Origin of the sequence: Kitasatospora sp. NPDC048194 (genome assembly GCF_043202455.1) — a bacterium.
GTDB lineage: Bacteria > Actinomycetota > Actinomycetes > Streptomycetales > Streptomycetaceae > Kitasatospora.
In genome coordinates, this window is the sequence record NZ_JBIDAK010000004.1 from 270,136 (window position 1) to 294,236 (window position 24,101).

22 protein-coding genes and 2 pseudogenes are annotated in these 24,101 nt (G+C 73.1%); 9 read left to right on the plus strand and 15 right to left on the minus strand.

Annotation, left to right across the window (positions count from 1 at the left end):
• Positions 1–52: 52 nt before the first annotated feature.
• The 4 genes from ACGF07_RS08185 to ACGF07_RS08200 form a co-directional block, all read right to left on the minus strand.
• The gene (locus ACGF07_RS08185; RefSeq protein ID WP_392896669.1) at positions 53–973 is read right to left on the minus strand and encodes an NAD-dependent epimerase/dehydratase family protein; all 921 of its coding nucleotides are present in this window, start codon (positions 971–973) and stop codon (positions 53–55) included.
• 667 nt (positions 974–1,640) lie between these two features.
• Positions 1,641–2,300, minus strand: coding sequence for a GTP cyclohydrolase I FolE (gene folE / locus ACGF07_RS08190; protein WP_392896526.1), 660 nt, complete (start codon positions 2,298–2,300; stop codon positions 1,641–1,643).
• Position 2,301: 1 nt separating this feature from the next.
• The gene (locus ACGF07_RS08195) at positions 2,302–2,745 is read right to left on the minus strand and encodes a hypothetical protein (RefSeq protein ID WP_392896529.1); all 444 of its coding nucleotides are present in this window, start codon (positions 2,743–2,745) and stop codon (positions 2,302–2,304) included.
• Between the two features lie 29 nt (positions 2,746–2,774).
• Positions 2,775–3,323, minus strand: a complete 549-nt coding sequence (locus ACGF07_RS08200; RefSeq protein WP_392896530.1) for a DUF2231 domain-containing protein — start codon at positions 3,321–3,323, stop codon at positions 2,775–2,777.
• A gap of 124 nt (positions 3,324–3,447) precedes the next feature.
• Here ACGF07_RS08200 and ACGF07_RS08205 point away from each other — a divergent pair, with 124 nt between their 5' ends.
• Complete coding sequence (locus ACGF07_RS08205) at positions 3,448–4,185, plus strand: helix-turn-helix transcriptional regulator (protein WP_392896532.1); 738 nt, start codon at positions 3,448–3,450, stop codon at positions 4,183–4,185.
• A 358-nt stretch (positions 4,186–4,543) separates the two neighbouring features.
• Positions 4,544–4,993 carry a DoxX family protein gene (locus ACGF07_RS08210; RefSeq protein WP_392896535.1) on the plus strand — a complete coding sequence of 150 codons (450 nt, stop codon included), beginning with the start codon at positions 4,544–4,546 and terminating at the stop codon, positions 4,991–4,993.
• A gap of 159 nt (positions 4,994–5,152) precedes the next feature.
• Here the strand turns inward: ACGF07_RS08210 and ACGF07_RS08215 are convergent, their stop codons facing one another.
• From ACGF07_RS08215 to ACGF07_RS08225, 3 genes are all read right to left on the minus strand, one after another.
• On the minus strand, positions 5,153–5,836 hold the full coding sequence (locus ACGF07_RS08215; RefSeq protein WP_392896537.1) for a haloacid dehalogenase type II: 684 nt from the start codon (positions 5,834–5,836) through the stop codon (positions 5,153–5,155).
• 472 nt (positions 5,837–6,308) lie between these two features.
• Positions 6,309–6,695 (minus strand): hypothetical protein, encoded by a 387-nt coding sequence (locus tag ACGF07_RS08220; RefSeq protein ID WP_392896539.1) that lies wholly within the window; start codon positions 6,693–6,695, stop codon positions 6,309–6,311.
• Between the two features lie 155 nt (positions 6,696–6,850).
• A complete protein-coding gene (locus ACGF07_RS08225) occupies positions 6,851–7,189 on the minus strand; it encodes a peptidoglycan-binding protein (protein ID WP_392896542.1) in 339 nt (112 codons plus the stop codon).
• 778 nt (positions 7,190–7,967) lie between these two features.
• On the opposite strand from ACGF07_RS08225, the gene ACGF07_RS08230 reads away from it, so the two are divergent.
• From ACGF07_RS08230 to ACGF07_RS08240, 3 genes are all read left to right on the plus strand, one after another.
• On the plus strand, positions 7,968–9,554 hold the full coding sequence (locus tag ACGF07_RS08230) for an alpha/beta fold hydrolase (RefSeq protein ID WP_392896545.1): 1,587 nt from the start codon (positions 7,968–7,970) through the stop codon (positions 9,552–9,554).
• Between the two features lie 158 nt (positions 9,555–9,712).
• Positions 9,713–10,417: a response regulator transcription factor gene (locus ACGF07_RS08235; protein ID WP_392896547.1), complete on the plus strand. Its 705-nt coding sequence runs from the start codon at positions 9,713–9,715 to the stop codon at positions 10,415–10,417.
• On the plus strand, positions 10,417–11,730 hold the full coding sequence (locus tag ACGF07_RS08240) for a sensor histidine kinase (protein WP_392896550.1): 1,314 nt from the start codon (positions 10,417–10,419) through the stop codon (positions 11,728–11,730). The genes ACGF07_RS08235 and ACGF07_RS08240 overlap by 1 nt, the downstream gene beginning before the upstream one ends.
• A gap of 23 nt (positions 11,731–11,753) precedes the next feature.
• On the opposite strand, the gene ACGF07_RS08245 is transcribed toward ACGF07_RS08240, so the two are convergent.
• Positions 11,754–12,497, minus strand: a complete 744-nt coding sequence (locus tag ACGF07_RS08245) for an anti-sigma factor domain-containing protein (RefSeq protein WP_392896553.1) — start codon at positions 12,495–12,497, stop codon at positions 11,754–11,756.
• The gene (sigK, locus tag ACGF07_RS08250) at positions 12,494–13,078 is read right to left on the minus strand and encodes an ECF RNA polymerase sigma factor SigK (RefSeq protein ID WP_392896556.1); all 585 of its coding nucleotides are present in this window, start codon (positions 13,076–13,078) and stop codon (positions 12,494–12,496) included. The genes ACGF07_RS08245 and sigK overlap by 4 nt, the downstream gene beginning before the upstream one ends.
• Positions 13,079–13,483: 405 nt before the next feature.
• Here sigK and ACGF07_RS08255 point away from each other — a divergent pair, with 405 nt between their 5' ends.
• Positions 13,484–15,127: a molybdopterin-dependent oxidoreductase gene (locus tag ACGF07_RS08255; protein WP_392896559.1), complete on the plus strand. Its 1,644-nt coding sequence runs from the start codon at positions 13,484–13,486 to the stop codon at positions 15,125–15,127.
• Between the two features lie 89 nt (positions 15,128–15,216).
• Positions 15,217–15,891: a fasciclin domain-containing protein gene (locus ACGF07_RS08260; protein WP_392896561.1), complete on the plus strand. Its 675-nt coding sequence runs from the start codon at positions 15,217–15,219 to the stop codon at positions 15,889–15,891.
• Positions 15,892–15,969: 78 nt separating this feature from the next.
• Here ACGF07_RS08260 and ACGF07_RS08265 read toward each other — a convergent pair whose 3' ends face one another.
• A complete protein-coding gene (locus ACGF07_RS08265) occupies positions 15,970–16,452 on the minus strand; it encodes a DUF3618 domain-containing protein (RefSeq protein WP_350750117.1) in 483 nt (160 codons plus the stop codon).
• A complete protein-coding gene (locus ACGF07_RS08270; RefSeq protein ID WP_392896671.1) occupies positions 16,449–16,820 on the minus strand; it encodes a phage holin family protein in 372 nt (123 codons plus the stop codon). The genes ACGF07_RS08265 and ACGF07_RS08270 overlap by 4 nt, the downstream gene beginning before the upstream one ends.
• Positions 16,821–17,288: 468 nt before the next feature.
• Between ACGF07_RS08270 and ACGF07_RS08275 the strand changes: the two are divergent.
• Together ACGF07_RS08275 and ACGF07_RS08280 are read left to right on the plus strand one after the other, a co-directional pair.
• Positions 17,289–18,264 (plus strand): annotated as a pseudogene (locus tag ACGF07_RS08275) (GlxA family transcriptional regulator).
• Positions 18,265–18,357: 93 nt separating this feature from the next.
• Positions 18,358–19,104: an MBL fold metallo-hydrolase gene (locus ACGF07_RS08280; RefSeq protein ID WP_392896563.1), complete on the plus strand. Its 747-nt coding sequence runs from the start codon at positions 18,358–18,360 to the stop codon at positions 19,102–19,104.
• 137 nt (positions 19,105–19,241) lie between these two features.
• Here ACGF07_RS08280 and ACGF07_RS08285 read toward each other — a convergent pair whose 3' ends face one another.
• The 4 genes and pseudogenes from ACGF07_RS08285 to ACGF07_RS08300 form a co-directional block, all read right to left on the minus strand.
• On the minus strand, positions 19,242–20,462 hold the full coding sequence (locus ACGF07_RS08285; RefSeq protein WP_392896566.1) for a cytochrome P450: 1,221 nt from the start codon (positions 20,460–20,462) through the stop codon (positions 19,242–19,244).
• Entirely contained in the window at positions 20,459–21,163 is a 705-nt protein-coding gene (locus ACGF07_RS08290) for a tRNA-dependent cyclodipeptide synthase (RefSeq protein WP_392896568.1), read from the minus strand. The genes ACGF07_RS08285 and ACGF07_RS08290 overlap by 4 nt, the downstream gene beginning before the upstream one ends.
• Before the next feature lie 318 nt (positions 21,164–21,481).
• Positions 21,482–23,174: pseudogene (locus tag ACGF07_RS08295) on the minus strand (DUF885 domain-containing protein).
• 228 nt (positions 23,175–23,402) lie between these two features.
• Positions 23,403–24,047, minus strand: a complete 645-nt coding sequence (locus ACGF07_RS08300) for a PadR family transcriptional regulator (protein ID WP_350743160.1) — start codon at positions 24,045–24,047, stop codon at positions 23,403–23,405.
• Positions 24,048–24,101: the final 54 nt, after the last annotated feature.

The following is a 24,101-nucleotide window of genomic DNA, read 5'->3' on the forward strand; positions in this document are numbered from 1 at the left end:
CCCGGTCGCGCGCCCCGGGAGACGGGTTCGCGAGGCGCGCGAACGACTGCGGTCACGCCAGCTCCTCGCGGAACCCCTGACGCCACGACGGGTACCGCAGTTCCCAGCCCAGCTCCCGCCTGGCCTTGGCGTTGGAGAAGCCGCGCCCCTCGGTCATCATGCCCACCACCATCTCGCCCGCCAGCAGCCGGGCCAACCACGCGGGAAGCCGCCTCGGCGGCTTGGCCTCGGCGCACTTCGCGAGATACGGAAGCCACTCGCTGACCGGCGCCGGCTCGTCGTCGACGATGTTGAACACGCCCTGGGCCCGCTGCTCCACCGCCAGGACAGTGGCGCTCGCCGCGTCGTCGATGTGCACCCACGAGGTGTAGCCGGTGCCGCCCCCGACGAGCGGGAACATCCGCTTGCGCACCATCATGACCTGGTCGTCGTTGGCGCCCGGGCCGTAGAAGCCGCCGTAGCGAAGGACCGCGCCACCCGCCCTGACGACCGCGGCCTCGAGGTGGCTGATCGCCTTCGTCCCCTCCACGACCTGCAGCGGGTCGTCCTCGGTCTTGACCCATCCGCCCTCGCGGATCCCGTTGAAGCTGGCGTGGCTCTGCGCGACGACATGGGAGACCCCGGCCGCCTCGGCGGCGGCCAGCAGATGGTCGATCCCCTCGGTGCGGAGCCGGTTGGTGGGCGCGAAGAAGCGGTCGGCGTTCCTCATGGTGGGCTTGCCGGCGTGCGCCTCGGACAGGCCCGTCATCTGGTTCACGATCGCATCCGGTCGGGCCGCGGCCACCACCTCGCCGACCGACACCGCATCGAGCCCATCCATCACGACGCCTTCGGCGCCGAGCCGCGCGAGCAGGTCCAGCTTGGCCGGACTCGTCGTCGTGGCCGTCACCTGGTGGCCCCGGGCCACCAGCTGCGGCACCAGCCGCCGCCCCAGGACCCCGCTCCCGCCCGCCACGAACACCCGCATGACCATCACCTTCCCGATCCCGAAGTCTGCTTCCGGGACCTGAGACGAGACAGCGCGGCCGCCTGTGACATGGACGAACAAGACCGCGGTGGCGGAAGCGCCTTGGCGGGAGCGGAGTCCTGCGATCACGGCGTCGAAGTCCCTGCGGTCGCAGCAGGGGCTTGCCTGCCAAGGCCGAGGGCCGTATCGGCATTGGCTACGAGGTGATGGAGGGCTCGATCTGGGACGCGCCGCCGCCTGCGGTCTCGCTGCGGCGCGACTCAAGGCGGTCGACCGCTTGCTCGCTCCATGCCTTGATGGCCGATGCCTGCTCGGGGGGTGAGTGAGTCGAGGGCGTGACAGCGGATGTTGGCGCCCCGTGCACGAGAACGGCGCTCTGAGCGGCACCGCGTCAGCTGGTGTGAGACACGGCTCTCGTCCCGGTCGAGCGACTCGACGAACTCGCCGACCCGCATCTCGCGGTCGGCGGCCCGCCACAGCGTCACCAGCACGCTGAACCCGGCCTTGGAGATGGCGCATTCGCGCTGCGAATCGTGACCTCGGCGCTACCTCGCCTTCATCGCTTGCGACGGTGATGGGGACCTGGAGCTGCGGAGGCGCACGTGCTGCAGGCCGGGTTGATCCGGCTTTCCACGAAGTCGGTCCTTCCGTGCCGGTGAGGGGGTTGCGGCTGTCAGCTCGGGAGCCCGGCCAGGGCGAGGAACTCGCTGCGCGAGCGGGCGTCCTCGCGCAGGGTGCCGAGGAGGGTGGAGGTGAGGGTGGTGGCACCGGTGGCCTGGACGCCGCGCAGGGTCATGCAGGTGTGCTCGGCCTGGATGACGATGCCGACGCCCTTGGGGTCGAGGTGCTCCTGCAGCCAGTCCGCGACCTGCTTGGTCAGCCGTTCCTGGACCTGCGGACGGCAGGCGAAGTACTCGACGACGCGGGCGAGTTTGGACAGCCCCAGGATCCGGCGGCCGGGCAGGTAGCCGACGTGGGCGGTGCCGACGAACGGCAGCAGGTGGTGCTCGCACACCGACCGCACCGGGATGGAGCGGGCGAGGACGAGCTCGTCGTAGCCCTCGTCGTTGGGGAAGGTGGTCAGGTCGAACGGGCGGGGGCTGAACAGCTCGGCGTAGGCGCGGGCCATCCTGCCCGGCGTGCCGCGCAGGCTCTCCGAGTCGGTGGATATGCCCAGGGCGTGCAGGAACCGCGTGGCGGCGTGCTCGGCCGCCGCCAGGTCGATCCCGCCGGCGTCATGGATGACGCGCAGGGCAGGGACCGGGTCCGGGAGGCGGGGCGACAGATCCCGCTCGCCTATCACGTCAATGCCGGTGGCGGAGTACTGGCTCATCTCAGCTACCCCCGACGCCCAGCGCGGTGAGCAGGACCAGGACGACGGTCACCACTGCGAACAGGCCGTGGCCGAGGACGACCGCGACGGGGAAGTGGCGCTCGGCCGGAGCGTCGGCATCAGCACCGGCAGCGGCAGGGACGGAGGCGGTGCGGGCGCGGTGGACCGGGATCCAGCGCAGCAGCATGACGAAGCCCAGCAGGGCGACCGGGACCAGCAGTCCGAACGCCGTCCAGGCGAGCGCCGTCCTGTCGGCGGCGAGGTAGACGATCCACACCACCAGCCCGGCTGCGGCCAGCGCGAAGTGCCCGAACAGCACCGGCGCGGGCAGCCGGCTGGTGCCGGTGCGCTGCTGGTGTACGCCGCCGCGCTGGATCCAGACTCCCAGCATGTAGAAGCCGCCGAGTGCGGTGACCAGCCAGGTGATGAGTGCTGCGACATCCATGAGCTACTCCGAGGTGGTGAGGATGGGTATCAGCGGGAGGGGCCGGTGCCGGAGCCCGGCGGGGTGCGGGTGGTGTAGCCCTCGGCCTGGGTGGTCTCGTCGGCGACCCGCACGCCGTAGCGGTAGGCGAGCTTGCCGCCGAGGAACCCGGAGACGCCCAGCACCGCAATGCTCACGGCGGACAGGGCGAGCAGCCCGGCGCCGACGCTGCCGGAGGTGCCGGCGGAGTGCCGCCAGAAGAAGGCTCCGGTGTAGGCGTCGGTCACCAGCAGGTTGAGCGCCATGTGGATCAGTCCGGTGCGGAACGCGCGGGTGCCGGCCGGGATGGCCAGCAGGTCGAGGAAGCCGACTGTCGCCGCCGCCAGCGCGCCCAGCACGCCGACCGCGATCAGCCACATCGAGCCGCGGGCCAGGAAGCCCGGATCGTCCACCACGTGCGAGGCGATGTCGAACACCAGGCTCGCCACCCAGGCGCCGATCGGCACCGTCACCAGGATCGGGTGGAACGGGTGCCCGTACGGGCCTGCCATCACCGCGCTGACGGGTTGCTTCGCCTGCAGGTGCTGCTCGCCGGCCATGACACTGCCCCTTCCGCTATTTCACCAATAAGTTTTGTCGTTATTCGAGGAGGTCGTCAAGCCCAGCAGGCCAGGACACCCCGTGGCAGCTCGCGGCATCACTCGTGGGAGTTATCGTGGTGACGTGTCCAGTGACGAAGCGACGACGGACCCGACCGAGGCGATCGATTCCGTGAGCGTGCTCGGCGAGGAGTCCCGGCGCCGCATGTTCACCTTCATCCGGCGCGCCGGCCACCCCGTGACCAGGGACGAGGCCGCCGCCAGCGTCGGCATCTCCCGCAAGCTCGCCGCCTTCCACCTCGACAAGCTCGTCGACGCCGGCCTGCTGCGAGCCCGCTACGGCACGCCGGGCGGCGTCCGGAAGGTCGGACGCCAACCCAAGGTGTACGAGCCGACCGGCACCCAGATCACCGTCTCCATCCCCGAGCGCCGCCACGAACTCCTGGCCGACCTCCTACTGGAGGCCGTCCTCACCGAGACCGGCGACCGGAGCGCGGCCGAGGCCGCGGTCCAGGCGGCCGGCCGCCGCGGGCAGGATCTCGGCAGGACGGAACGCGAACTGAGCCGCCCGGGGCGCCTCGGCGCCGAACGCGGACTCACCCTGTGCGAGCGAATGCTGGAGGCCTACGGCTTCGAACCGGTCCGCGAAGCCCCCACCGAGGTGCGCCTGCGCAACTGCCCCTTCCATCCGCTGGCCGCCAAGGCTCCCGGCCTGGTGTGCGGGATGAACCACGCCTTCCTCAGCGGCTACGTCGACGGCCTCGACATCGGCGGCATCGAAGCCGTCCTGGCCCCCGCCCCCGGCGAGTGCTGCGTGCAACTGCGTCCGGCCCGAGCCGCGGAGCCGACGGACCCGCACTGAACCGCGCCCCGACCCGCGACCGCATCGTGAATACGTCTCAGTCGGCGCGGAGAGCCGGGGCCGGCGCGGGAGAGTGAGAGCGAGCCGGGGCCGGCGCGGGAGAGTGAGAGCGAGCCGGCGCCCGGCATCTGCGCGCCCGGCGCGCCCCCTTCCGACATTAAGGTTCAGCCGATACGGCCTGAGGCGCCGTCACGGATCTGCGGGTACAAACGGGGGTCGATCTGTCGCCAGGCGACTGGCTCCATGCGCCCCGGTCCGTGAGCGAGCCTCAGCCCGCACGCCTTTACAGGTATGGCTAGCCTCACCTAACCTCTGACGTCGGCGCTTCCCGTCCCCTATCGAAGGAACGACCGAACTCATGCCTCTCACCGCGTCCATGGACAAGGCCAGCCCGTACGCGCTCGGCCTCTTCCGGATCGTCATCGGCTTCCTCTTCGCCTGCCACGGCGCCTCCTCGCTGTTCGGCGTCTTCGGCGGATCCATGGGCACCGGAGCCACCGTCCCTGCCGGCACCTGGCCCTACTGGTACGCGGCCGCGATACAGCTGGTCGGCGGGGTCCTCGTCATGTCCGGCCTGTTCACGCGCAGCGCGGCCCTGGTCTCCTCCGGTTCGATGGCCTACGCCTACTTCGTGGAGCACCAGGCCGACGCACTGCTGCCGCTGCAGAACCACGGCGAGCCCTCCGCGATGTACTGCTGGGCCTTCCTGCTCCTGGTCTTCACCGGCCCCGGCGCACTCGCCCTCGACCACGTCCTCACCACACTCCGCCGAGGCCGCTCCGCCTCCGACGCCGCCGTCACGGCGTAACGGGCCGGCCCCGCGCCGTGCCGCGCACTGACGCGGCGTCAAGGTCGGTGCTGCTCATGAGCGGGGGCGCCGGACAGCTCACCGGCGCCGACCCCGTCGCCGTGGCGGCGGCGCACCACGGGGATGCGCTCGTGGTACTCGCCGGTGCACAGGCGCGAGTCAGGAAGCAGCCCGGGTGAGCGTGCGGGCGAGGTCCGGGAGATCGCTCGCCGTGTAGTGCGGGGCGGTCATGATCGCCGGGTATTCGGTCGCCTCCCGCCGGAGCCACGCGGCCTGCAGCCCGGCACGGCGGGCGCCGTCGATGTCCCAGGGGTGAACCGCGACGAGCACCGTCTCCTCCGGTGCGGTGCCCAGGGTGCTGGTGGCGTACCGGTAGGCCGCGGCGGCCGGTTTCCAGGCGGCCGGGGCACTCACGTCGAGCAGCGCCTCGAAGCAGTCCAGCAGCCCGGCGCCGTCCAGCAGGCGCTCCGCACCGGCGGTCGAGCCGTTGGTCAAGGTCGCCAGCCGCAGCCCGGCGGCGTGCAGCTCCCGCACGCCGCCGGGTACGTCCGGATGCACCGGGAGGTCGTCGAAGCCGTCCAGGACGTGGGCGACGGCACGGTCGAGATCGCCGCGCCAACCGGGTAGGCCGGCCAGCAGGCCGCGCAGCCCGGCCTCCGCCACGTCCCTGAAGTCGGCACAGGCCCCGGCCGCGGTCAGCGCGAAGCCGTCCCGCAGGATCCCGGCGAACCAGGCGGGCAGCAGGGTTCCGGGCGCGCCCACCTCCTCGAACCGGGACCGCAGCGGAGAGAGGTCGCTGAGCGTCTCGTTGACGTCGAACAGCACCAAACTTGGCCGGGTCATCGGGTACTCCCTCGGCGTCGCACCACCATGACCAGCCATCCAAGTGAGACGGCTTCCAACTGGGCGTTCCACCTGTGTTCGGGCGATTTTATGCCAGTATCGGCGCGCCCCAGGCTGCTGGCATCCTCTGGCGCTGGGGGCGCGCGACAGGAGTGCCACTGGTTCGCAAAGTCCGCAGGACCTGTGCACTTCCACCTGTCCCATCCGGTGCAGGCGGGCTCTGCGGCCGACCGTTGTGTCCGCGAGCGGGTCCGTGAACGCACCAATTCGCAAGGCCGCCCGCTCGGACGGGTATCTCCCCAACGAGCAGGCGGCCTTGAAAGGCGCAGCGGAGTCGTTCAGCAGGCTCGTTCGGTGCCGGCCACGGCTCGCGCTCGAGCATTAGGAAGTGGCGCAGCTCGGCCGCCGGGCGTCCAGGCCGGCGATCGGTCGAACTCAGGCCTCCCGACGCTTGCTAAGCCGTTCCTCGAATTCAGCAGGCGTTGCCCACGTCGATGCGCAGGCCCGTGATGGTCGGCGAGCCGAGCGTGGACGAGTACAGCTGACCGTTGGGGCTCACGCAGGCAGTGAACGAGTTACCGAAGGCCGTGTACTGGATCTCGACGCTGTCCTGATTACGCGTGTTGATGACGCTAAACGGGGTCCTCGGGCTCACGTACTGGAAGTAGCTGGTCTGGTCCTTGTACGCCGCCGACGGGTTCCCACTGGTGCTGGTGTTGTTGTAGATGCACACATACGGGTAGGGGCACGACCCGTAACTGTTGGCGCTCGCCGACTGCGCCGCACCGATCACGGCCAACGGTGCCAGGAGTACGCTCGCGACGACCGACCCGATTGCCCGCTTGCTCACGTTCTTCATCACTACCTCCTTGGAGCGCGTCCGTTCGTCTCGCGTCGCGCAGCATGATCTTGACTTTCGAATACCCCACAGCCTGCGCCGGGGCCTGCTATGTGATCGCCAGGACCTCTCGCCCGACAACGCAGGAAGGTCCTGAACGAGCTTCGGTCCCAGCACTAGACCTTCGTCGGGATGTACTGGTAGCACTCCGGGTGGCTCTTGTAGAGCCGGTTGGTCCACATGTAGTTGCCGGTGAGCGGACCGACGACGCCGTCGTCGTCGACCTGGGCGCTGCGCTGGTAGTACTTCACCGCGGCGAGGGTCTGGTCGCCGAACACGCCGTCGACGTCCAGGGCCATCTGCGGGTTGGGGAAGTCCATGTTGGCGACATAGGCGTTCCACGCCCACTGGACGCACTTGACGGCGTATCCGGAGTCCCCGTAGCGGATGTAGCGCGCACTGGTGCTGGCGCTCGCGGACGTGGTCGCGGTGGCGGCCAGGAGCGCGGCACACACCGCGATCGTGCCCGCGCGCAGTGCAGTTCGACCGGAGATGTTGATGAGTCCCCCTCGAGTTCGTAGGAAAGCGGAAAGACACGACACCGGTCGTCCTCACCGGTTCATCACCCTAGGACGCCCCTTTGGCCTCCATCGCACGCTTCAGGGCGTCTCACCGGGCGCTGTCCTGTCTCACGCCGCTGACCTGCGAAGTGGGACGGCGGTCGGGCGGAATCGGAGACGCCCGTGGATCGCAGCGGAGCTGCGTACGAGCTGCCTCGGGCGCGGCGAGCCTGTCGTCATCGCCAGGCCGTCGTCTCCCGCGGGGCCGGCGGCTGGAGCGGTCGTGGTCCGTCCAGCCCCGGGAGAGCCGGTGCCGGGCGGTTGTGTGAGCGGGGCTGGGTCCGACCTGCCGGCGCTGCGCAGGTCTCGTTGTGTTCGTCACTGCGGTGGTACCGGCGGGTACGGATCGCCCGCGGACTCGGCCCGACCAGGAGTACCGAACGAGCGGGCCGTTGTCCGTCGACGTGCCGAGGGCCCCTGCGAGATCACTCGAAGCGGCCCTGTCCCACAGCGTCCGCCCACCTCCAACCCGGCTGCCGCGGCTGCCCGGAGTCCCGGAGGCACCCGGCAGGTTGTCCGCGAACCCGGTGCCCCCGGCACGGTCCGCCGCCGGGACCGCCGCCGCTCGTGGACGTTCTTACACGCCTTTGTCATCGCTCTGCCGAACGCCTGACGGACCCCCGGCAAGGTCGTTCCCACAACGCCCGCAGCGCACAGGGAAGAAGGCCCAGCGATGACGACCTCGACCATGACCACCGCGACCACCACCGCCCGTCCCGACGGCACCGCGTCGGGGCGGGGCCGTCGGATCGGCCTGGCCGCCGCCTCTCTGGCCGTCCTCACGGCGGTGCTCCCGCTCACCGCCGTCTCCCCCGCCCAGGCCGCCCCTGCCGGCGTCGAGGGCCGCCCCGCCTGGTGCCCGACCGTGCCCGGGTACCGGGTGGACTGCGCCACGATGCGCCGCCCGCAGGTCGCCGACGAGCCGGGCCTGGGCACCATCGGCGTCAGCTACGCGGTGGTGCGCCACAGCCGCCCCGGCCCGGCCCTGGGCACGGTGGCGCTCAATCCGGGCGGCCCCGGCGAGACCTTGATCGACCGCGCCGAGCAGGTGGCGGGCGCACTCGAGGGTGTCCTGGACGACTACGACCTGCTGCTGCTGGACCCGCGCGGTACCGGTCGCTCCGGTCGGCTGCCCTGTGACGTCACCGAGAGGGACTACCGCTGGGCCCCGCGGGCCGAACAGCGCGAGGCCGTCGCCGACTGCGCCGAGGAACTCGGCCCGCGCGCCCGCGCCTACACCAGCGCGGCCACCGCCGACGACATCGACGCCGCCCGCGAGCGCCTCGGCGTTCCGAGGCTGGTCCTGTACGGCCTCTCGTACGGCACCTACCTGATGCCGGTCTACGCCGACCGCCATCCGGAGCGCGTCGAGAAGATGGTGCTCTCCGGAGCCTACCCCGTCGCCTTCGACTCCCTGGCCCGGCCCGGCGCCCAGCAGGTCTCCCTGACGCTGCGCCGGATCTGCGAGCGCAGCGGCTCCTGCGACGCGGACACCGCGGTGCACGACCTCGCCGCCGTCACCGAGCGGCTGCGCAACCGCCCGCTCAGGGTCACCGCGGCCGTCGGCGGCGAGCGGCGCACCGTGCTCTTCACCGAGGACAAGCTCGCGAACCTGATGTACGAGCCGGCCACCCGCGGCATCGGTCTCCACCCCGGTGGGCCCGGCCTGCTCGGCGCGCTGCCCGCCGCCCTGCACGCGCTGGCCGCGGGCAACGAGGGACCGCTCACCGCCTTGGTGCGCAGCGAGATCGAGAGCACCGGCACCGAGGACCAGGCCTCGTTCCTGGCCGTCACCTGCAACGACTACACCCGCACCTGGGACCCGGACGCCCCGGTGGCCGAGCGCCGCCGCCAGTACCGCGCCGCGCTGGCCGCCGCCGACCCGGCCGACTTCGGGGCGTTCAGCGCCCAGGGGTGGGCCGCGGGCCAGACCGACGGCGGGGACAACTGCCTGAACTGGCCGCGCCGGGGCACCGCCCGCCCGCAGCCGACCGACCTCGAGCACCTGCCCGACGTCCCCGTCCTGGTGCTCTCCGGGGACCTCGACACCAACACCCCCGAGGCCAACTCCCGCCTGTCAGCGGCCCAGTTCAAGCGGAGCTCGTTCGTCTCGGTGCCCAACAGCGGACACCTGCCGGAGATGGAGTCCACCGGCTGCGCGGTGGGGATCTCCAGTCACTTCATCCGCACCGGCGATGTCGGCGACACCTCCTGCGTGAACCGGGTCCCGCCGGTGCCGGTCGTCCCGGTCCCGCGCTGACCCCGCCGGACGGCCGTCCGGGGAACAGCCCTTCCCCGGCCGTCCCCGGGCAGCCGTTCCCCGGACGGCCGGTCCCAGGGCGCCCCCCGTACGGCCGGTCCGCCGACGAACCACCCCCGCCCGGCCGCACCCCACCAGCTCGCAGCGAAGATGACCCCATGACAGATCTCACCGCCGCCCGGCGCACCGTCCTGGTCGTCGAGGACGACCCCGGCGTCCGCAACACCCTCGACCACCTGCTCCGCTTCGAGGGCTACCGGGTGCTCACCACCGCCGACGGCCAGGAGGCCCTGGAACTCCTGGAACACCGGCGCCCCGACCTCGCGGTGGTCGACGTGGTCATGCCCCGGCTGGACGGCCTGGCCCTGTGCCGGATGCTGCGCCGGCGCGGCGACCGGCTGCCCGTCCTGGTCCTCACCGCCCGCCACCAGCTCGGCGACCGGGTCGCCGGGCTGGACGCGGGCGCCGACGACTACCTCGCCAAGCCCTTCGCCACCGAGGAGCTGCTGGCCCGGATACGCGCCCTGCTGCGCCGCACCGAGCCGCCCGGCGGCACCGAGGGCGCCGAACTCGGCCTGGACGACCTGGCCCTGGACCCCTCCGCCCGCCGGGCCCGGCGCGGAGGCCGGCCGCTCGACCTCACCAAGACCGAGTTCGACCTGCTCGAACTGCTGTTGCGCAACCAGGGCACCGTGCTGACCCGGCACCAGATCTATGAGCGGATCTGGGGCTACGACTTCGACACCGACTCGCGCTCGCTCGACGTGTACATCGGCTACCTGCGCCGCAAGACCGAGGAACACGGCGCGTCCCGGTTGATCCACACCGTGCGCAACGTCGGCTACACCGCCCGGACCGCCTGATGCTGCGCGCCAGGATCGGCCTCGTGGTCCTCGCCTCCGTCCTGCTGGCGATCGCCGTGCCGGTCGTCGCCGCCTACCGCGGCGTCAGCACCCTGGTCGCCGACCAGCTGGACCGCAGTCTGGCGGACCGGGCCGACACCGTCCTCAGCGCCCTGGACCTCGACCGCGTCCCGGCCGCCCGGCCCGACACCGTGGAACAGCTGCTGGCCCCCGACGGCACCGCCCGCCCGCTCACCCCGGGCGCGGCGGCGCTGCCGGTCTCGGACCGGGCCCGGGAGGTGGCCCGCACCGGGCAGGGCTCCCACCAGGAGGACGCTGAGGTCGACGGCACCCCGTACGGCCTGCTCACCAGGGCCCTACCCGACGGGCGCGGCGCGGTGACGGTCGGGCAGACCTACGCCGGGGCGGCCGCCGTCGACGAGGCCTTCCTGCTCCGGATCACCTGGACCAGCCTCGCCGCGGCCGCCGGTTCCGCCCTGCTCAGCTGGCTCGTCCTCGGCCGCATCCTGCGCCCGGTGCGGCGGCTGGCCCACGCCGCCGAGCACATCACCACCACCCGCGACCTGGCGACGCCGCTGCCCGCCGCCGGACGGGACGAGGTCGGGCGCCTCACCCGGGCCTTCGAGGCGATGGTCGGCGCCCTGCGCCGCTCCCGGGAGCAGCAGCAGCGCCTGGTGCAGGACGCCAGCCACGAGCTGCGCACCCCGCTGACCTCGGTGCGCGGCTGCGCCGAACTCCTCCAGCGGGCGCGCGGGCGGCTCGACCCGGCGGACGAGGAGCAGATCCTCGGCACGCTGGTCACCGAGAGCGTGGCGCTCGACGAACTGGTGCGGGAACTGGTCGAGTTGGCCACCGCCCAGTGGACCGCGGAGGACCGGGAGCCGGTCGAGCTGCCGACTGCCGCCGAGGACAGCGCCCGCCGCTTCCGCCGCCGCACCGGCCGAGACATCGCCGTCACCGCCGACGGGCCGGTGCCGGTGCTGGCCCGCCCGCGCGCGGTGCAGCGCTGCGTGGACAACCTGGTCGGCAACGCCGTCAAGTTCAGCCCGGAGGGCACGCCGGTGGAGATCCTGGTGACCGGCACCCGGCTGGCCGTGCGCGACCACGGGCCGGGCATCGCCCCGGGCGACCGCCAGGCCGTGTTCCAGCGCTTCTACCGCGCGGCCGGGACCCAGTCCACGCCGGGCTCGGGGCTGGGTCTGGCCATCGTCGACGACCTGGTCGCCGCCGACCACGGCACCGTCTTCGCGACCGGGGCCCCCTCGGGCGGCGCCGAGGTCGGGTTCGAGCTGCCGCCGGCCCCCGGTGGCTGAGCCGGCGGCTCCGGCCGGCCGGCTCAGGTGATGGGCAGCAGCATGAGCGGCGCCGTGGTGGGGTGCGCGGAGCCGCCCGCCGGTTCGACGGTCACGCCGATGCCGCTCGCACCGTCCAGCGCTCCGGTGAGCAGCAGGCTGCCGTCGCCGGTGGGCAGCAGTCCGGCCGGGCGCATCGTTCCGGCGTCGTCGAACCACAGTTCGTAGGTGGTGCCGGCGGCGGGTGCGGGCATGCCGGAGGCCAGGAATCCGACCTGGCCGCGGCTGTGCGACCACACCACGGTGCCCAGTCCGTTCCCGCCCTGGGCGGCCGCGGTGGCGGTGCGGGCGTCGGGTGCGGTGAGCAGGCCGGCCAAGCGCTCCTGCTGCTGCTGGAGCGCGGCGGCGCGGGCCCGGGCCTGCTCGGCCTGCTGGTGCTGCTGCACGGCGATGCCGCCGGCGCCGGCGGCGAGTGCCAGGCAGGCCGCGAGGGCGAGTTTCGCCCAGCCCTTGGCGAGCCGGCCGCCACGGCGCCCCTGGACGGGTGCGGTGCGCGGCGCGTCCTGGCGCAGCGTGGGCAGCGCGGCCATCACCCGGGCCTTGAGGTCCGGCGGCGGGAGCACTGCCTGGGCCCCGCCGAGCCGTGCGAGGGTCGCGGCGAACTCCGTGACCTCCTGGGCGCAGGCCGCGCACCTGGCCAGGTGGTGCTCGAACTCGGCGCTCTCGTCGGGGTCGAGGGCGTGCGCGGCGTACGCGCCGGTCAGGGTGTGCAGGTCGGCGGTGCTCATGCTCCCACCCCCAGGCAGTCGCGCAGACGGATCAGTGCGTCGCGCATCCGGGTCTTGATCGTGCCCAGCGGTGCACCGAGGACCTCGGCGACCTGCGGGTAGGTGTAGCCGCGGTAGTAGGCCAGTGTCAACGCCTCGCGTTGGAGGTCGGTGAGCGTCTTCATGCACCGGCGAACCTGTTCGCGCTCGAGCCGGCCTTCCACCTGTTCGGCGACGTCGTCGAACGCCGGGGTGTGGGACGCCGCGGCCGCGCGCTGGTCGCGGTCGGCGGCGGCCTGAGCGGAGCGCACGCGGTCCACCGCGCGGCGGTGGGCGATGGTCAGCACCCAGGGCATCACCTCGCCCTGGTCGGCCCGGTAGCGCGCGGCGGTGCGCCACACCTCCAGCATGACCTCCTGCGCGACCTCCTCGGACTGCGCCGGATCCCGCACGACCCGGCGTACCAGACCAAGCACCGGCGCCGCGATGGCGTCGTAGAGCCGGGAGAAGGCGTCCTGGTCACCACGGGCCACCTGGGTGAGGAGGTCCTTCAGAACAGAGCCCGGCCGCCCCGGGCCGGGCAGGTGGACGACGGCGCTCATCCCGCCGCGCCTGCGGTGCGGCGGGCGGGCGAGGAGCCCAGCGGGCGGACGGCGGACATCACAGGCCTCCAGGGCCATGGCCGGAGCGGTGCCCCGGCGAGGTGGACGGAACTGACTGACACGTCTTGTTCGAAGCGCGCGGGGAGCTGGATTGGTCTGCCGGTTCGATCGCGGGCCGCCCCGCCCCACGGACCGAGCCGTGGCCCCGACGTGAGGGGGTCGTGACGCGATCCGTCGGACCGGGCCGTGTTCCGTCGGACCGGACCGTGTTCCGCCGGACCGGACCGTGATCCCCCGGGCAGGGCCGCGATCCCCCGGTGCCCGTCCGCAGCGGTCTTCGCGGGGCGGATCGACGCCTGCCGAACCGCCACCCATCCGGGACCGCGGGTGTGCCGAATGCGGGATGTGAGCAACGATGCAGCCCAGTCCCCCGGACGTCGCGGCCCCCGACTCGATCGGCTTGTACGGGCCGGCACGGCCGCCGCGACCGGCTGGGCGGCAGCCGCCGCCGCACTGGGTGCCGGGGAGCTGGTCGCCGCCGTCACCGGTCCGGACACCGCGCCGGTCATCGCGGTCGGCTCCGCGGCCATCGACCTGACGCCCACTGCGCTCAAGGAGTACGCCGTTCGGACCTTCGGCACCGATGACAAAGCGGTGCTGCTCGGCGGGATCCACCTGACGACGGCCCTGCTCGCCGCCCTCGCCGGCGTGCTCGCAGCACGCCGGCCGCTCCTCGGCGCGGGGGTCTTCGCGGCCTTCGGCCTCCTCGGCACCTGGGCCGCCCTCTCACGCCCCGCCGCCGACACCGCGGACGCCGCCCCCGCCCTCGTCGCGGGCCTGGCAGGCGCCCTCACCGCACACGTCCTCGCCCGCATCCTGCGAGCCACCGACAGGACCGCGGCGACGCGTCCGACCGCACCCGGTGAAGCACCGGAGCAGGACGGGCGCAACAAGGATCAGACCGCCGGTCCGGTGGTCACCAGCCGACGGGCCGTCCTGGCCGCCACCGGCGGGACGATCGCCGTCGGGGCCCTCGCCGGTGTCGGGGGCCGCAGCCTGTCCGACCACCGCGACGGCACCGGCGCCGCCCGGACCGCCGTCCACATTCCCCCGGCCGCCGCGCCGCTACCGCCGCTGCCCACCACGGTCCACCCGAACGTGCCGGGCCTGTCCCCGTTCGTCACCTCCACCGCGGACTTCTACCGCGTCGACACGGCGCTGACGCTGCCCCGCATCGACCCTCGTCGATGGGCGCTGCACATCCGCGGCATGGTCGACCGCCCCCTGCTCATCACCTTCGACGAGTTGCTGCGCGAACAGCTGGAGGAGCTGGACCACACGTTGTCCTGCGTGTCCAACGAGGTGGGCGGCCCCTACGTCGGCACCACCCGCTGGCTCGGCGCCTCCCTTCCCGCCCTGCTGCTCCGGGCCGGCGTGCGCCCCGGCGCGGACCAGTTGGTCGGACGGTCCCAGGACGGCATGACCATCGGCACGCCCCTGGAATCCGTGCTCGACGGACGCCGCGCGCTGCTCGCCGTCGCGATGAACGGCGAGGCCCTGCCCGTCGCCCACGGCTTCCCCTGCCGCAGCGTCATCCCGGGTTTCTACGGCTACACCTCCGCCACCAAGTGGCTCGTCGACCTGAACGTCACCACCTTCGCCGCCTACGACCCGTACTGGGTACGCCGCGGTTGGGACCGCACCGGAACGGTCCGCACCGCCTCGCGCATCGAGGTGCCGGCGCCGTTCGCCCGCGTCCCCGCCGGGGACGTCACCATCGCCGGCACCGCCTGGGCGACCCACCGCGGCGTCGCCGCCGTCGAGGTCCGCATCGACGACGGCTCCTGGCAGGAGGCGCTGCTCGCCGCCGACGCCGGAGCGGACCTCTGGCGCCAGTGGTCCTGCACCTGGACCGGAGCGACTCCCGGCACCCACCGGATCGAGGCCCGCGCCACCGACGCCACCGGCAGTGTCCAGACCGCGAACCGGGCCGCCCCCTACCCGGCGGGCGCCACCGGCTGGCACAGCACCGTCGTCACGGTCACCTGAGAACCCTTCAGCCACCCGTCCCACCGGGCACCGCCCGGCACCGCCCGCCCACGAGGGCGGCCGGCCCACCTCACAAGGAGATCCCTTCCATGTCCGTCACCACCCGCCGCCGCAACACCCTCGCCGCGCTGCTCGCCGCCACCGCGCTCGCGGTCAGCCTCGGCGCTTGCAGCAGCGGCGGCTCCGCGACGTCGTCCTCGTCCAAGGCCCCCGCCCCCGCCCCCGCCGCCACCGCGACCGCAATGTCCGCCGATGACGGCGCGGCTTCCGGCGCCGGCGCCGGGATGAGCGACCAGCCGTTCGGCACCGCCTGCGCCGCCGTGCCCAAGGACGGCGCCGGCTCCTTCACGGGCATGGCCAAGGACCCGGTCGCCACCGCCGCCTCCAACAACCCGCTGCTGTCCACCCTGGTGACCGCCGTCAAGCAGGCCGGCCTCGTCGACACCCTCAACTCCGCGCAGAACATCACCGTCTTCGCGCCCACCAACGACGCCTTCGCCAGGATCCCGAAGAAGGACCTCGCCGCCGTCCTCGCCGACAAGGACAAGCTCACCAAGATCCTCACCTACCACGTCGTCCCCCAGCGCCTCGCGCCCACCGCCCTCACCGGCGCGCACAGGACCCTCGGGACCGGCGACCTCACCGTCACCGGCACCAGCCCCGACTTCACCGTCAACGACACGGCCAAGGTGCTCTGCGGCAACGTCCGGACCGCCAACGCCACCGTCTACATCGTCGACACCGTCCTGATTCCGACCAGCTGACCGCACCCAGCGCTCCGGCCGGGACCGCCCCCTCGGGCGGCCCCGGCCGACGTCACCCGGGTGAGCGCGGGCCGCGGCTCACCCCTTCCGGCGACGGCAGGCCAGCCACACCACGGCGGCCACGCCCGCTGCTACCACCAGCACCGTGCCATTGGCCCGCGTCAGCGACGCGCCCCGGGCGGTCCCCTCCCGCACCGGCTCGGGTGCCTTCTCCTCCCACAGGTGACCGACCTCGGCGGCCTTGGCCCGGACCTGCCCGGCGGCCTGAGCGGCCTTCTCCTTCACCGGGTCGGGCAGCCGGTCCTGCACCTGGTGGGCCAGGTCGGTGGCCTTCGCCTTCAGTTCCCCCGCCTTGAGAGCGGCCTGCTCCTTCACCTCGCCGGCCTTCGCGGCGGCCTGCTCCCTGACCTCGGCGGCCTTCTCGTGGGCGCGCGCCCTGACATCGGTCTTCGCCGCGAACGCCTGGATCGTCTCCCCGAGCTCGGCCCGGGTCCGCTCGACCTGCTCGCGCAGTTCCTCGGGGCTGGCGGCGATGGGTTCGTCGTGAGGCGGCTGGGTCATCGGTGTGCCCTCTCCTTGATCTCGGCCAGGTCGGCCTTCACGTTCTCGACGGTCCGCTCGGGCACGGCCGGGCCGGCCCTGTCGATCTGTCTCTTTCCACTCACGGCCAGCACTGCGGTGATGACCCCCAGCACCGCCGTGACGATCAGCCCGGCCGCCCACACCGGCAGCGTCACCGCCAGCGCGGCGATCACGGTGGCGACCAGCGCCTGCGCCATCAGGAAACCGACCAGCCCGGCGCCTCCGAACAGGCCTCCGCCCTTGCCGTAGCGCCGGCCCTTCTCCTTCATCTCCTGCTGCGCCAGGTGGAGTTCGCCCCGCACCAGCTCGGTCAGCTGGTGCGAGGCCAGCTGGACCAGCTCACCCACCGACTGCCGGCCCGGTCGGTCCACGCTCGAGGCGGACCCGGCCCCGTGCGCCTGCGTGCTCGACACAGCGGTCACCTCCTCTCCCTCTGCGCTCCTCCTCCGCCGGCCGGAACGCGTGCGCCCGGCCGCCTGTCCAGGGCGCGCTTACCCCGGCCGGGCGAGTTCAGACCGGTCGTATGCCCGACGTGCCAGACGGCTTCACCGGTCCCCCTGGCCGGACTCGGGCCACCCACGGGCCGAGCCCCGACCGGTCCGGTGACTCCGGCCCAGGTTCGAGTGCCATTCGAGTGCCAAGGGTCACGATTCGCCCGGGCCGCGCCCGGTCGAGCCCACGAGTCCAGCCCAGCCCGCGAGTCCAGCCCAGCAGGAGCCCGGGCGCTGCCCGGTCCGGTCAGTCCTTCCTCGATGGCCTGATGTGACAGATCCTGGTCATTGCGGCCATGCCCGGCCGGGCGGAATGATCAGGGCATGCCCCCACCGCACCGCGTCGTGATCGCCGCCTTCCCCGGCATCGAGCTGCTGGACGTCACCGGGCCGGCCGAGGTCTTCTCCGTCGCCTCCCGGGTCGCCGGGGCCGAGCGGCCGGGCTACCTCGTGCAGATCGCGACGGCCGACGGCGGCCCGGTGGTCACCTCCAGCGGCGTTCGGCTGATGGCCGACCTGACCCTCGACGACGTGGCCGGCCCGGTCGACACCCTGCTGGTCTCGGGGGCGATCGAGATCGTCGGGGACGCCGTCGAGCCGGTGATCGACCAGGAGGTCACCCGCTGGCTGCGTCGCGCGGCGCCCCTGGCCCGGCGGATCGGGTCGGTCTGTGCCGGTGCGCACCTGCTGGCCGCCGCCGGGCTGCTCGACGGACGGCCGGCCACCACGCACTGGCTCACCGCGGCCCGGCTGGCCGCCGAACACCCCGGGGTCCGGGTCGACCCGGATCCGATCTTCGTCCGGGACGGGCAGGTGTGGACCTGCGCCGGCGTCACCTCCGGGATGGACATGGCGCTGGCCATGGTCGCCGAGGACCACGGCCAGGACCTCGCGCTCGCCACCGCCCGGATGATGGTGATGTACGTCAAACGCCACGGCGGGCAGAGCCAGTTCAGGGGCCCCCCTGTCCGTCCAGAGCTCCGAGGACGACCGGATCGACGAGCTGCGCCGGTGGATCGCCGAGCACCTCACCCACGACCTCTCGCTCGAAGCCCTCGCCGCTCGGGCGCACCTGAGCGCGCGCCACCTCGCCCGGCTGTTCCAGCGGCGCACCTCCACGACACCGGCCGCCTACGTGGAGGCGGCCAGGTTGGAGGCCGCCCGACGGCTGCTGGAGGACGGCAGCCGAAGCCTGCCCGAGGTCGCCGCCGCCAGCGGTCTCGGCTCCGTGGAGACCTTGCACCGCGTCTTCCGCCGACGGCTCGGCACCACCCCGGCCGAGTACCGCCGCCGCTTCTGACCCACCCCGCCCACCGGCCGGGGCGCGCCGCCCCGGCCGAGCTTCGCCATGCCCGCACACACGACATCGACCGACGAGCTCCGGAGGAGAGCCATGTCCCGCACGAAGGTCGTCCCGATCCCGGTCATGGGCCGGCACAACATCAACGCCTACCTGCTGCTCGGCCGACGGCCCGTCATCGTCGACGCCGGGACCCCGGGCAGCGGCCGGAAGATCCTCGCCCAGGTCGTCGCGCACGGCGTCGACCCCGCCGACGTCTCGTTGATCGTCATCACCCACGGCCACATCGACCACTTCGGCTCCGCCGCCGAACTGCACCGGCTCACCGGCGCACCCGTCGCCGGCCACGTCGCCGACCTCGGACCGTACCGCTCCGGGCGGGTCCGCGAACCGTACCTGCCCACCGGCCCGATGGGCCGCCTCATGGCCCGCAACCGCAAGCTCCACGTCCAGGCGGAGCCGGTCGAACCGGCCGTGCTCATCCGCGGCGAGACGAGCCTGGAGGACTTCGGGGTCGGGGCGCGCATCATGCCCACCCCCGGCCACACCGCCGGATCGGTGTCCGTCCTCACCGACGCCGGTGACCTCGTCGCCGGCGACCTGGTCGCCGGCTCCTTCATGGGCCTCGTCCCCGGCAAGCCCGCCAACCCGCCCTTCCACGACGACCCGCGGCAGAACCTCGCCAGTCTCCGCCGGGTGCTCGCCCTCGACCCCGTCGCCCTCCATGTCGGCCACGGCACCGCGCTCGACCCGGACCGGGTGCGCCGGTGGGCCGACCGGGAGCACGACCGCCTCGCCCGACTCGAGGCCGGCGGACGCCTGCCTTCCCGCGCCGGGTGACGCACGGGGTCCGGCCCAGCACCTCCCGGCCCAGCACCTCCCGGCCCGGACGCCGACCTGTCGGCGAGCGGGTCCGCCACCGAGGTCGGTGGCGGACCCGCTCGCCCTCCGGTGCCGTGCCGGGCCTGCTGAGCCGGCTACCACATCGCTGGAAGCCGCTCGGGAATCCGCTTCATGAAGCCCGTGCGCCAGACGAGTTGCTCGACGGGGACGGCGAGCTCGAGATCCGGAAGCCGCTCCAGCAGGACCTCCAGAGCGATCCGGGCGTGGACGCGCCCGTGTGCGGTGGCGGGGCAGTAGTGGGAGCCGCCGCCGAAGGAGAGGTGGTCGGCGGCGTTGGTGCGCTCCGGGTCGAAGCGGTGAGGGTCGGGGAAGGCCTCCGGGTCGAAGTTCGCGCCCTCGACCAGCACCAGGACCAGCTCTCCCCGTGCGACGTCGACGTCTCCGAGCCGCACGTCGGCGAGTGCGAGCCGGGGCAGGGCGTCGCCGATGGACAGGTTCACCCGCAGCAGCTCCTCCACACCCGCGTCGAGCAGATCGCGGCGGTCCCGCAACAGGTCCCAGGCGTCGCGGTTGGTGAGCAGGTGGACCAGGGCCATGGTGAGGAAGCCGGAGGTGGAGACGGTGCCGGCGCCGAACATGGTGACCCCGACGGTGGCCAGCATCTCGTCGGTCAGGTGCGCGTAGTCCGGGTCGTCGCGCAGGGCCGCGAGTTCCGCCATCAGCCCGGTGGTGGCGGGGTCGTCCAACAGCACGGCCATGCGGGCGATGTCGCGGTCCCAGTTGATCTTCGCGCCGGCGACGGGGCAGGCCGAGTTCATGAACGCGATGTCCAGGCTGCGCAGGAACGCGCCGCCCTCGGTCTGCGGAATGCCGAGGATGCGGCAGTGCAGGCCCGCGGAGTACGGCTCGCAGAACGCTCCGCGCAGGTCGGCCGTGGGGCCGTCCTCGACGAGCCGGTCGACGAGCCGCTCCGCCTCCTGGCGCAGCCACCGCACCAGTCCGGGCGCCTTGGGGTTCAGCGCCTTCATCACCGCCCTGCGCAACCCTGCGCCGGTGATGTTGCCCATGTTGTTGACGACCTCGGGCGGGATCGTCAGCGCGTACTGGCGGGGAACGCCCGGTGCCGAGGTGTCCTTCAGCGAGAACCGTTCGTCCGTCAGGACCTGCCGGCACAGCCGGTACGAGGACACCAGCCAGGCCTCGTCCCCGGCGATCGTGCGCACCCGCCGTACCGGCGTGGCCGCGCGCAGCTGCGCCAGTTCGGCGGGGAGCCGGCTGCCGTCCCGGGAGAACGGGAAGTCGAGCAGGTCGTGGCTGCCGACGGCCGGGGGCGCGGTCGTGGTGGTCGTGCTCATGCGCGGGCTCCTTCGGCGGGGGTGACGATGGCGTGGCCCTGGTTGCGGGAGGCCCGCAGGCCGGCGCCCCGGGCGTACAGGAGTTCTGCGAGCGGCAGGAGTTGGTGGTAGCAGTTGAGCGACGACGGCACGTCGACGATCGCGGGGGTGTCGAGGAACAGCGGTGCCTCGGCGCACACGTACTCCAGGCACACCGCGCGCTGCCGCTCGGTGGGTTCCTGTCCCCGTGCGGCCAGGAACCGGTTCACCAGGTCGTCGCAGGCCCTGCGGAGGTCGGCGTCCGTCTCCAGGCGGCGTGTCAGCTGCCGGTGGATCTCCTGGTAGGCGGTGTTGGCCCGGAACTCGGACATGGGCCGCCAGCGCAGCCGCGTCTGCCCCGGGTCCGCCGCCGTCACGGCGTCACGGACCTTGGCCCGCACGCTCCGCAGGTTCTTCGCCGCCTTCCTGCGGGCGTCGTCGGGACCGTACCCGCACGCCTCGTACATCTCGGCCACGTGGAGGTCGGTGTAGACGAAGTCGACCCGGTCGTAGTGGTCCAGGCTCCAGGCGGCGAGCTCGTGCAGCCGCCGGGCGGAGAAGTAGCTGTTGCCGGGCGAGACACCGATGACGGCGTGCGCGCCCTCGTCGTGGATGACCTCGCAGTGGCGCGTGTAGGGCTTCACCTGGAACACCTCGGCCATCAGCGGGGGTGCTGTGATCACACGCGTGATCCTCCACCGCGCGCTCCTGCCGACCGGGGCCCCGTGCCCCTCGGTGTGCGCTGCGGCCCCGTCACTCTATCTGCGGCGTACGGGCACCGACAGTAACCGCCGGGCTTTGTCCGAAACAGTGGTCGGGCGTCCGGAAGCCGCCCGCGCGCCGCCCGGGCGCCGCAGCCCCTCGGCGGGGAGGCAGCCGGGGCCCGGGAGAGCCGGCGTACGTCGTGCCCGCCCGGCCGGCTCTGTCCGCAAGACCGGCTGAGTCCGGCTCTGCCCACGGCGCCGGGCCCCGGCACGGCTGCCGTGCGGTGCCCCCGCCGGCTACAGGGCCGCCAGGGCCTCCGCCAGGTCGTCCAGGCCCAGCGAGCCCTGCCGCAGGGCCTTCATGTGCCAGCGTTTGAGGTCGAACCCGGCACCCGGCCTGCGCTGCGCCGCCTCGCGGCCGGCCAGCCAGGCGCGTTCACCGAGCTTGTAGCCGATGGCCTGACCGGGGCGGCCGAGATAGCGGACGATCTCGCTGTCGAGGTGGGTGGGTGTCAGGCCGACGTACTCGCCCATGAAGGCGGTGGCCAGCTCCGGGGTCCAGCGCTCGCCCGGACGGAACGGGGAGTGGGCCGGGATGACGCTCTCCAGGTGCATGCCGATGTCGACGATGACGCGGACGATCCGCATCATCTGCTTGCCGAGGTAGCCGAGCCGGCGTGCGGGATCGGTCAGGAAGCCCAGCTCGTCCATCAGACGCTCCGCGTACAACGCCCAGCCCTCCACGTTGGCGCTGATCTTGCCCAGGGACCTGGTAGCGGGAGAGCTGCTCCGCCGCGCCGGTCCAGGAGGCGAGTTGCAGGTGGTGGCCGGGAACGCCCTCGTGGTACCAGGTGCTGACCAGCCGCCAGGTGCGGAACCGCTCGTGGGCGTCGCCGTTGGCCGACGGCAGGTAGGTGCGGCCCGGGCGGCTGAAGTCGAGGCTCGGTCCGCTGTAGTAGGGCGTGGCGGCGCTGCCCACCGGAGCGATCCGGGTCTCGACCCGGCGCAGCGGGCCGGTGATGTCGAAGTGACGCCCGTCGAGCGCCTCGATCGCCTCCTCGATGAGCTGCTGCAGCCAGGCCCGCATCCGCTCGGTGCCCTGCACGGTGTGTCCGTGCTCGTCCAGGTGGACCCGGACCTGCTGGACGGGGGCACCGGGCAGGATGCGCCCGGCCTCGGTGCGCAGTTCGGCCCAGACCCGGTGGAACTCCTCCCAGGCCCAGTCGTAGGCCTCCTCCGGGTTCACGTCGGCGCCGGTGTACTGCCGGGACGTGATCAGGTAGCGCTCGCGGCCGACGGCGTCCGGTGTGCCGTCCGCGGCGGGCCGGTAGGTGTCACGGAGCCAGTCGCGGAACGCGGCCACGGCAGCGGTCGCCGCGCCCGCGGCCGCGTCCAGTTCGGGGCGGAGCCGTTGCGGGGCCGGGGCGACGAAGTCGGCGAACCAGCCGGCGCCGCCGGACGCCTCGCCGGTCCATGCGGTCAACTGGGTGGCGAGCACGTCCGCCTGCCGCGGCGCGGCGAGCAGTCTGCGGGAAATGCCCTCGGCCAGGGTGGCGCGGTAGCCGTCCAGTGCGGTGGGCAGGTTCCGCAGCCGGCCGAGCACCGGGACCCAGTCCTCCTCGGTCTCGGTGGGCATCATCGTGAGGACGCCGCGGAGCCGGTGGACCGGCGCGTGCAGGTTCCGTACGGCCCGGAAGTCCTCGCCCGCCTCGTACGTCCGGGCCTCGGCCGCCAGCCGCTCGCGCAGCAGTCGGGCGCAGGTGGCCTCGGCGGGGTCCGCGTCGTACCCGGCGCCGGGAAGGGCGTCGAGTCGCGCCAGCGCCTCCCGCACCAGCCGGTAGCCCTCCTCGATGCCCTCCGGTGACGGATCGGGCATCCGGTCGTCGCCCGGTGCCACGCCCAGGGACGTGGCGGTGACGGGATCGTGGGCGGCGACCCGGGCCACGTGGTCGTCGGCGATTCGCCGTGGGGTCGTCAGGTCCTCGTTCATGGTCCCCTTCTCGCCGGTCCGGTCTCGGACGGCCGGTTGGCTTCCGTTCCTCCAAGACGGTACGCGGGGTCGGGAGTTCGGCGTGCAGCGGCTCCGCGGCTGCGGGCGGGGGGCGGCTGCAGGGGGCGTCGAGCGGGGTGTTCGCCGCGTGCCCGGGGTACGGGCCCGAGGCGCGGGCCCGGAGTGCGGGCCCGGGGGCCCGGGGTGGGGGCTGGTCCAACCGCGGGATCAGGTGGTGTCGGGGCGGTCGTTCCAGCCGGCCCGCCGGACGGTCTCCGCGGCCTGCTCCGGGTCGGGCCTCGCGTGCCTCGGGTCGGACGGCCACTGTTCCACCAGAGCGGTCGCCCAGTGGGCCCAGTCGTCCACCATGCGGTAGAAGTCGGTGAGGAAGCGGCCGACGAGCTGGGTCTGCGCGGCGCGTTCGGGAAAGGGAGCCTGGCCGGCGAGGTGGGCGCGGGCAGCGGCGAGGTTCTCGTCGTTGCGCTCGGCAGCCCAGGCGTGCGCCGCCCGGAGGGTGGCCAGCGTGTCGTCCCGGGTGCCGTTCTCCGCGAAGAAGATCTTGAGGAGCTGCTCGCACTCCAGGACCGGCCCCGTGCCGGGCTCCTGCAACCACGCGGCGAGTGCCCGCCTCCCGGCGTCGGTGATGGAGTAGACGGTGCGGGGGCGGCGGCCCACCGATTCCCTGGTGGCCTCGGCGAGACCGTGGCGGACCAGCTTCTTCGGCTCCTCGTAGAGCTTGCTCTCGGCCCTGGGCCAGATCCGGCCGAGGCTCCGGTCCATCTGGCGGGCCAGTTCATAGGTGCTCCAGGGCTGTACGGCGAGCAGGCCGAGGATGGAGTAGGAGGTGGTGGTGAGTTCGGAGGCTCTTGACATCTTCGTCCCCTGGGGAGTATTCCGGACATATCAGACATTTTAGTCCCCTTGGGA